13 protein-coding genes are annotated in these 7,486 nt (G+C 70.3%); 9 read left to right on the forward strand and 4 right to left on the reverse strand.

Translation table 11 applies throughout. From position 1 onward, the window contains the following. Nucleotides 1-157 precede the first annotated feature (157 nt). The gene (locus ACFVHV_RS40815) at nt 158-427 is read right to left on the reverse strand and encodes a hypothetical protein (RefSeq protein ID WP_359914973.1); all 270 of its coding nucleotides are present in this window, start codon (nt 425-427) and stop codon (nt 158-160) included. Then, complete coding sequence (locus ACFVHV_RS40820; RefSeq protein WP_359914976.1) at nt 424-840, reverse strand: ATP-binding protein; 417 nt, start codon at nt 838-840, stop codon at nt 424-426. The genes ACFVHV_RS40815 and ACFVHV_RS40820 overlap by 4 nt, the downstream gene beginning before the upstream one ends. 304 nt (nt 841-1,144) lie before the next feature. Here ACFVHV_RS40820 and ACFVHV_RS40825 point away from each other — a divergent pair, with 304 nt between their 5' ends. From ACFVHV_RS40825 to ACFVHV_RS40865, 9 genes are all read left to right on the forward strand, one after another. Next, nucleotides 1,145-1,990, forward strand: a complete 846-nt coding sequence (locus tag ACFVHV_RS40825; protein WP_380358552.1) for a helix-turn-helix domain-containing protein — start codon at nt 1,145-1,147, stop codon at nt 1,988-1,990. Next, nucleotides 1,987-2,208, forward strand: a complete 222-nt coding sequence (locus ACFVHV_RS40830) for a DUF397 domain-containing protein (RefSeq protein WP_380358555.1) — start codon at nt 1,987-1,989, stop codon at nt 2,206-2,208. Before ACFVHV_RS40825 ends, ACFVHV_RS40830 begins: the two co-directional genes overlap by 4 nt. 86 nt (nt 2,209-2,294) lie before the next feature. Beyond that, nucleotides 2,295-2,453, forward strand: coding sequence for a DUF397 domain-containing protein (locus ACFVHV_RS40835; protein ID WP_380358557.1), 159 nt, complete (start codon nt 2,295-2,297; stop codon nt 2,451-2,453). Nucleotides 2,454-2,717: 264 nt separating this feature from the next. Then, nucleotides 2,718-2,921, forward strand: coding sequence for a DUF397 domain-containing protein (locus tag ACFVHV_RS40840; RefSeq protein ID WP_380358560.1), 204 nt, complete (start codon nt 2,718-2,720; stop codon nt 2,919-2,921). A gap of 110 nt (nt 2,922-3,031) precedes the next feature. Next, on the forward strand, nt 3,032-3,241 hold the full coding sequence (locus tag ACFVHV_RS40845) for a DUF397 domain-containing protein (protein WP_380358563.1): 210 nt from the start codon (nt 3,032-3,034) through the stop codon (nt 3,239-3,241). A gap of 73 nt (nt 3,242-3,314) precedes the next feature. Next, nucleotides 3,315-3,587 (forward strand): DUF397 domain-containing protein, encoded by a 273-nt coding sequence (locus tag ACFVHV_RS40850; protein ID WP_380358565.1) that lies wholly within the window; start codon nt 3,315-3,317, stop codon nt 3,585-3,587. Nucleotides 3,588-3,822: 235 nt separating this feature from the next. Next, the gene (locus ACFVHV_RS40855; RefSeq protein ID WP_380358567.1) at nt 3,823-4,182 is read left to right on the forward strand and encodes a hypothetical protein; all 360 of its coding nucleotides are present in this window, start codon (nt 3,823-3,825) and stop codon (nt 4,180-4,182) included. Between the two features lie 231 nt (nt 4,183-4,413). Further along, entirely contained in the window at nt 4,414-4,608 is a 195-nt protein-coding gene (locus ACFVHV_RS40860) for a DUF397 domain-containing protein (RefSeq protein WP_380358569.1), read from the forward strand. Nucleotides 4,609-4,883: 275 nt separating this feature from the next. Next, a complete protein-coding gene (locus ACFVHV_RS40865) occupies nt 4,884-5,540 on the forward strand; it encodes a class I SAM-dependent methyltransferase (RefSeq protein ID WP_380358572.1) in 657 nt (218 codons plus the stop codon). Here the strand turns inward: ACFVHV_RS40865 and ACFVHV_RS40870 are convergent. Together ACFVHV_RS40870 and ACFVHV_RS40875 are read right to left on the reverse strand one after the other, a co-directional pair. After that, complete coding sequence (locus tag ACFVHV_RS40870) at nt 5,516-6,310, reverse strand: helix-turn-helix domain-containing protein (protein ID WP_380358574.1); 795 nt, start codon at nt 6,308-6,310, stop codon at nt 5,516-5,518. The genes ACFVHV_RS40865 and ACFVHV_RS40870 overlap by 25 nt on opposite strands. After that, the gene (locus tag ACFVHV_RS40875; RefSeq protein ID WP_380358577.1) at nt 6,307-6,966 is read right to left on the reverse strand and encodes a hypothetical protein; all 660 of its coding nucleotides are present in this window, start codon (nt 6,964-6,966) and stop codon (nt 6,307-6,309) included. The genes ACFVHV_RS40870 and ACFVHV_RS40875 overlap by 4 nt, the downstream gene beginning before the upstream one ends. Nucleotides 6,967-7,486: the final 520 nt, after the last annotated feature.

Consider the following 7,486-nt stretch of genomic DNA (forward strand, 5'->3'; position numbering starts at 1 on the left):
TAGGGGTTTGGGTGTGGGGGGCTCGTTTTTTTTTATAAGCGCCTGGGGGGGTGCGGGGTGACAAGTCGGGTCGGCCGACTTCTCACGCGGGGGAGTGGCTACGGCCGCCGTCGGGGCGCAGCGGCCCGGCGATGCGGTGGAGTCCGGGCCGGGACGGCTACCGGGCCGTGTCCGCCGCCCAGCTGATGCGGATCTCGCGGTCGCCGAGGGGGAGAGTGAGGACAGGGGCGTCGGCGAGGTCGCGGACGATGTCGCGCCGGGCGCAGGGGCCGGTGAGGCGGCGCTCCAGTACGTAGTGCTCGAAGCGGGACATGGGGAGGTGGCAAACCGAGGCCCAGATCCGTTCGAGGGCGTCGTCGCTGAGGGTGTGGACGGCGGGCGGGCGGTGGCCCGGGACCTCCACGCGGATGTCGTGATCGGCCCTCACGCGGCCACCTCGCACCAGACGATCTTGCCGATCGGTTGACGCGGGGAGCAACCCGTCTCCTTGGCCAGGGACTTGACGAGGTGCAGGCCGCGCCCGGCCTCGCCGTCGAGGGTGAGGGCACGCAGGACGGGCTCGCGGTCCTGCCGGGCGTCGTGCACCTCGATGCGCAGGAAGGTGGGGTCGGGGGTGAAGTCCGGGTCGAAGTCGAGGTCGAGGGAGAGGTAGATGCGGTGCCCCGGCGGCGTGCCGTGCAGGAGGGCGTTGGTCACGAGCTCCGAGACGATCAGAAGCCCCGAGTCGAGGAACTGGTTCCCGTTCGGGACGGAGGCGAGGAACGAGGCGAGAAGGGAACGCCCCTCGGAGGGGGCGCGGCGGCTGCGCGGCAGCCAGGTGGTGGAGGAGTGGGAGGACACGGCGAAAGCACCTTCCAAACACGCGAGTGGAGTTGACCGGGCCGCGGAAGCGGCGACCCGTACGCGTCCAGCAGGGGGCACCCATGAGGGCGTGGCGTAGCAGCCGCCATGCATGTCACGCATAGCCACCACTTCGTTACTCAAAGCATGGAGCATGTGGATGCCTCACCACAAGGCATGTCAACCAAAAGTGAAAACTTTCAGATCTGATGGCAAGGTGCACCCTCTACGCTTCAGTCGGTGGTGGCGAACCGTCACCACTCGCATGCACACTGGTGTCTGAACGCTCTGGAGGGTTACGTAGATGGCTGTCGCAGTGCCAGCTGTGCGGTATCGGCGCATCGCCGCTGAACTGAGGAGGCTTCGCGAGCTGAAGAGCTTGTCGGCCGAAGAGGTGGTCGCCCAGGTTGAGGGCGTCAACCTGGTGAAGCTCAGCAGGTACGAGAACGCGCGCGTCCAGCTGAAGCCTGATGTCGTCCGAGCTCTGCTCGACTTCTACGAGTGCGACGAGGAGCTCAAGGAGGTCCTCGTGGAGATCCTCCGGGACAAGCACCGTCCCGGCTGGATGGCGGGCTACGAGCAGCTGAACCCGCTATACACGGACCTGATTCGCCTTGAAGAGACGGCCGTTGGCAACAAGTCGTACGAGTCCGCCTACATCCCTGGCCTGCTCCAGACGCGGCAGTACGCTCACGCCATCATCGCCAGCGGCGTGATAAACAACTCCAGCGTCGAAGAACGCGTCGAGGTCCGGATCAACCGGCAGTCAGTCCTCACTCGATCCGAGAATCCGCTGAAACTGTGGGCTGTCATCCACGAGGCGGCCCTCACCATGAGTGCCGCGCCGGGTGTGATGGTCGACCAGCTGGACAAGCTGTTGCAGTTCAGCCAACTCCCCAACATCAAGGTCCAGATCATGCCGGCCATGGCACCGCCGCATCCCGGGATGACAGGGCCCTTTGCACTCCTGGAGTTTCGGCAGCGCGACCTCGACCTGGTTCTGCTCAGCGGGATGCTCAGCAGTGACTGGGTTGAGGATCCGGATCAAGTCGACATCTACCGAGAGGCGTTCGACGAGATCATGGCAACCGCCATGTCGCTCGACGAGTCGCGCAACCTCATCACACAGAAGAGAGAAATGCTCAAGTGACCCACTTCTCTGTCGCCTCCGCACTCCCTGTGCAGTGGAGGAAGGCAACCGCCAGCAACCCGAACGACAACTGTGTCGAAGTGGCCGAGGGCATCACCGGCATCGTTCCGGTCCGCGACAGCAAGGACCCCCACGGGCCGGCCCTCGGCTTTGCCCCGGCGGCTTGGCAGGCCTTTGTCGCCGGTATCCGGGCAGGCGAGTTCCCGGCCAGCCCCTGAAGTGCCTTTTTGTCGGGCGGCCCTGCGTGCTTTGCGGGTCCGCCCGGCATCTCCTGACCGAGGAACGTCGCAGGGGAGTGCGGCACATGAGAGATCGAACCCCCGAGACCGTCTGGCGCAAGAGCAGCTACAGCAATGGCGATGGAGACTGTGTCGAAGTGGCCGAAGGCATCGCCGGCATGGTTCCGGTTCGGGACAGCAAGGATCCTCACGGCCCGGCTCTCCGTTTCACTCCCGAGGCGTGACGGTCCTTCGTCGCCGGCATTCGGGCGGGCGAGCTCCCGACCGCCAACTGACCTAGTACCGTGGGCTGCCCCCCCCCGCGCCGGGCCGCCCACCCAACCGAAAGATGGGAACAGGAGGTAAAATATCTGACAGCAGACCGGGCCTTGCGCCCCGTCTGGGGGGGGCCCCTCCCCCCCACATCAATCTTACCTTGGCGGGGGGGCCCCCCCCCCCCGCGGGGCCCCCCCCACCACACCGACTGAGGGCTCCAGGAGGTCATTTACGTGACAGCTGACCTGGCATGGCGCAAGAGCAGCCACAGCGGCGGCGAAGGCGGCAACTGCATTGAGGTCGCCAGTGGGATTCCGGGCTCCATTCCCGTTCGCGACAGCAAGGATCCTTACGGTCCGGCGCTCAGTTTTGCCCTGGAGGCGTGGCGGTCCTTTGTTGCGGGTGTCCGGGTGGGTGACTTTCCTGCCCGTTTCTGAGGAGCTTCTTCGGGCGGCCCTGCGGAGCACGCAGGGCCGCCCGACCTGCCTGGTGTGCAGAGCTCTATTTTGCTCGTTCAAGAGCCTTCCGGTCGGGGGACGTACGGCACATGAGAGATCGAATTCACCAGGCCGTCTGGCGCAAAAGCACGTACAGCAACGGCCAGGGCAACTGCATTGAGGTAGCCGACGGCCTCGCCAGTATCGTCCCCGTTCGCGACAGCAAGGACCCTCGTGGTCCGGTCCTGAGCATCACGCCGGAGGCGTGGCAGTCCTTCGTGGCCGGCATTCGGGCGGGTGACTTTCCGGCCGTCAACTGACCCAGTACCGTGGGCCGCCCCGCGCCGCGCGGGGCAGCCCACCACCGGCTGAGGGCTTCGGGAGGTCATCCGCATGGCAGCTGACCTGACATGGTGCAAGAGCAGCTACAGCGGCGGCGAAGGCGGCGACTGTGTTGAGGTTGCCCAGGTACCTCGCATTACCTGGCGCAAGTCGAGTGCGAGCAACCCGAACGACAACTGTGTCGAAGTGGCCGAGGGCATCGCCGGCATCGTTCCGGTTCGGGACAGCAAGGATCCTCACGGCCCGGCTCTCCGTTTCACTTCCGAGGCTTGGCGGTCCTTCGTCGAGGGTGTCCAGGCCGGTGACTTCCCGGCCAGCCCCTGAATCGTTTTCCTACCGGGAGGCCCCGCGTGCTTCGCGGGGCCGCCCGGTCGTTCCGATGTGGAGCGGCTCGGCCTCACGACGGGGGTGAGCAAAAGCCCGGGCCCCCACGCCTCCACGCGACTACTGTGCTGCCCGGATAGATCGTCCCGGCCGATGGGGGACCGAGTCGTGCTGACCAACGCACACCCGCCGTAGGTACCTCCGGAGAGTCCGGAGGGCCCCACGGAGGCTCTTGATGTCCCGAACCGTCCGCACGACTCCCAGGCAACTCCGCGTCGAGGAGCGCGCATTGGAGTCCATGTCCCTGTACGACCTCCGCTACGCCCACGCCGAACTGGGCCGGGCCGCCCGCGAAGGCCGTCGCCCTGTCCCGAAGAAGACGCGGCATCGGATCACCTTCCGGCTGTCGACGGCGCTCGACTGCAGGACGGGCTCGTTCTCCGTCGAGATCGCCACGGCCGAAAACCGGGCCCGGCTCCGGGGCCGACTCGACGCCCAGCGGATCCGCGGGCTGCACCGCGCCGGGCACGACACCGACGGTGCGGACATCCCTCCGGTCCACCACCGCCACGATGCGCTCTGGCATGCCTGGTAGGGGTGAAGTGTTCAGGCATGACGCGCACTTGCGAACGCAGAGAGCTGCTTCTGCGGCGGGTCGGCAAGAAGGCTTGTGCTTCCCTGTCCTCATGCGTGTTCGCTATCGGGCCGTTCACGGAACTGTGGCCGGAACCGACATGAGCGATCGACCCCACGGGGCCGTCCGGCGCAGGAGCACCCACACAATGGCCACGGCCACTGCGTCGTGGCGGCCGATGGCGTCACGGGCATGGTTCGGGTCCGGGACAGCAGGGATCCTCACGGTCCGGCTCTCGCCTTCACCGTCGAGGCACGGCGGTCCTTCGTCATCGGCATCAGGGCGGGCGACTCTCCGGACCGTTCCCGAAGAGCTCTCGGGCGGCCCCGCGGAGTGCGCGGGGCCGCCCGGTGCTGTGCTGTGTGCTGCGGTTCGCAACCTCGGTGATGCCGTGGGCCTGTCCTCGCTCCCGCCGCCCTCACGGCCCCCCTTGTGCGCAGGAAGTCGGACCCACCGACTTCCTGCGCGACGTCGAGACCGGCGAAGGAACAGGTGGGGCACGGCCCAGGACTCTCGAACGAGGCCCGTGCGAACTCGGGACCGTCCTGACGCCCGCCCCGGCGGCACCCGGGGCAAGAGCGGCTCCCGCGCACCCGCGGGCACCTCGGTGGGCGAGCGATTCGTTCAAGACTCCGCCCCAACCACCCGCCCACACTGGCCCCATGACACCGAGCGACACCTTCACCCCCGCCGCCGGGAGCTTCGCCCTCGGCCTCTACGACCCCATCGTCTCGCTCACCCGCGAACGCCTGTGGCGCAGCCTGCTGGCCATGCACGCCGCCCCCCGCCCCGGTGACGTCATCGTCGACGTCGGCTGCGGCACCGGCTCCTTCGCCGTCCTCCTCCACCGCGCCGAACCGCAGGCCACCGTCATCGGCGTCGACCCCGACCCCGCCGTGCTGCGCCTGGCCCGCCGCAAGGCCGCCGCGGCCGGCGCCGACCCCGACTTCCGCACCGGCATGGGCGACGCGGTGGCCGAGGTCGTCGGCGACGAAGCCGCCGACACCGTCGTCTCCAGCCTCGTCCTCCACCAGTGCCCCGTCCCGATGAAGCGGGCGATCCTCGCCGCCATGCACCGCACCCTGCGCCCCGGCGGCAAACTGGTGATCGCCGACTACGGGCGGCAGCGCACAGCGGCCATGCGCCTGGCCTTTCGGATCGTCCAGTTCGCCGACGGGAAGCAGGACACCCAGCCCAACGCCGACGGCATCCTGCCCCGCCTCATCGCCGAGGCGGGCTTCGAGGGCGTGCGCGAGACGGACACCGTCGCGACGGTGACCGGCTCGATGTCCCTCTACACCGCGCGCCGCCCCGGCTGAGCGGCCGCGTCCCCGGCCGTATCCCCGGCCCCGCCCCCGGCGGTATCCCCGGCCGTATCCCCGGCCGCGTCCCCGGCCCCGCCCTCCGCCCCGCGCAGCGCGGGCAGCACCTGGGAGGGCGTCAGCCCGGTCAACTCCCGCATCCACCGCGTGAAATGGGCCTGGTCGGCGAACCCGCCCGCGAACGCCGCCTGCGCCGGCGAGCACCCCTCGCCGAGTGCCAGCGCCGCCCGGGACAGCCGCTGCCAGCTGCGCCAGCGCGCCAGCGGCACCCCCAACTGCCGCCGCGCCAGGGCCCGCAGGCGCTGCGGGGACAGCCCGACGCGCGCGGCGAGGCTCTCCAACGGCTGCTGGCCGTCGGCCAGCGCCGCCATGGCCGCACGCAGCCGCGGATCCAGGCCGGTGGCGGGCAGCCCGCCGTCCGGCCGTACCTCCCGCTCGGTCAGGCCGTGCCACTGCGGGGCGACGGTGACCCCCTGCCCGCAGCCCGTGCGCAGCCGGTCGGCGAAGGCGCAGTGCGGGTCGACGTAGAAGGTCAGCACCTCCCGGGTCGGGGCCATCCGGTGGCGCACCATCGGCGGCACCACGAGCGCGGGACCGCGGTGGCGCCGCCCGGTGTCGTCCTCGATGGCCACCGTGCGGGCGGCGCCCGCGACGGCGACCTGGAAGGTGGTGTGCCGGTGGAAGGCGCTGTCGGCCAGCGGCCCCTGGTACAGCGCGTACCCGGGGCCGACGGCGAACCGCGGTCCGGTCCCGCTGCCGCTGCTCACCGGTCCGCCTCCCGGACCTGAGCGGCCAGGCGGACGGCGGCGTACGGTACGGCGGCCAGGCCGAGCAGGGCCAGCACGATCCAGAACGGGACCGCCGCCGGACTCGGGCGGCCGGTGACCATCCGCCCGCCGTCCTCCAGCCAGACCCGGACCTCATGGCTGTCCGGGTAGGGCTCGTCGACCGGGCGCTCCTCGCTGAACTCCTGTCCGTCCACGCTCCAACGGTAGGTGCAGCCGTACGTCTTCGAGCCCAGACCGCCGCCCTCCACCGGCCGCTGGCCGGTCGCCCGGCAGTGCGTCACCGCCGCCGCGACGCTGCGCGGCTCGTGCGCCCGCACCTGGACGGTGTGGACGGCCTGGGCCGTCGCGAACGCCGCCCCCCAGACGGCCGCGAGCAGCACCACCGCCCACGCGCGGACCGCCGCGTCACCACCGCTTCCCGTGCGACGGCCCGCCCGCCGGTCCGCACCTCGGTCCGGCCGGACCGAGGCGGCCGCGCCCACCGCCAGTGCGGCGGCGCACAGCCACAGCGGCCCCGCGCCCACCGGCCGGTCCAGCGACCACGCCCACACCACCGGTGCCCCGGCGGCGGCCGGCGCCGCGAGCGCCACCACGGCCGGCCACACCCGCCGGCGGCCGGCTTCCCCCCTCGTCACGGCACGTCCCCCCTTTTCCCCGTCCTTCTCCCGGTCCTTGCCCGTTCTTGACGCCGCCCCGACCCCGCGGGCGTGCCTTCGTGCCGAGCGGTGACGGGGCCGGGACATCGTCACGGGCCGCCGGGACGGGAGGAGGCCGTGTTCGAATCGATGTGTCGACACAGTGTCATCACCGCAGGACAGCGCCCATTGCGGTTCGATCACGGTGTGTCCGATTCGTCGAACATTGGGGGAAAGTGTGACGGTTAACTGTTTTGGCAGCGGTGTCGGCGGCCTCTCATAATTCCTGCCGACACGCGTGACGGAATTCCCGGAGAACCCGCTGGGGCAGTGGCGCCCGCGAGGGGCCCGCGCGTGGGATTCCGCATTCTTCCTGGGGGGATTTCCTTGCCCGAGCCTGAGCCCGAGAACGAGGGCGCCGCCGCCGCACCTCCGGCACCGGCCGAGCCGGCCGTCGCCGATGCCGCCGCGCCCGACGCCGAGGCCGGCGCCGCCGCGCCCGCCGCGCCCGCGGCGCAGC

The sequence above is a fragment of the Kitasatospora sp. NPDC127116 genome, assembly GCF_042677365.1.
GTDB classification, from domain to species: Bacteria; Actinomycetota; Actinomycetes; order Streptomycetales; family Streptomycetaceae; genus Kitasatospora; species Kitasatospora lactacystinica.

What these genes read in the sequence shown, in the direction of transcription:
- ACFVHV_RS40865 (WP_380358572.1), top strand. Translation starts at nt 4,884, where the DNA reads ATGACACCGAGCGACACCTTCACCCCCGCCGCCGGGAGCTTCGCCCTC.
- ACFVHV_RS40855 (WP_380358567.1), top strand. Translation starts at nt 3,823, where the DNA reads ATGTCCCGAACCGTCCGCACGACTCCCAGGCAACTCCGCGTCGAGGAG.
- ACFVHV_RS40825 (WP_380358552.1), top strand. Translation starts at nt 1,145, where the DNA reads ATGGCTGTCGCAGTGCCAGCTGTGCGGTATCGGCGCATCGCCGCTGAA.
- ACFVHV_RS40845 (WP_380358563.1), top strand. Translation starts at nt 3,032, where the DNA reads ATGAGAGATCGAATTCACCAGGCCGTCTGGCGCAAAAGCACGTACAGC.
- ACFVHV_RS40850 (WP_380358565.1), top strand. Translation starts at nt 3,315, where the DNA reads ATGGCAGCTGACCTGACATGGTGCAAGAGCAGCTACAGCGGCGGCGAA.
- ACFVHV_RS40835 (WP_380358557.1), top strand. Translation starts at nt 2,295, where the DNA reads ATGAGAGATCGAACCCCCGAGACCGTCTGGCGCAAGAGCAGCTACAGC.
- ACFVHV_RS40860 (WP_380358569.1), top strand. Translation starts at nt 4,414, where the DNA reads ATGGTTCGGGTCCGGGACAGCAGGGATCCTCACGGTCCGGCTCTCGCC.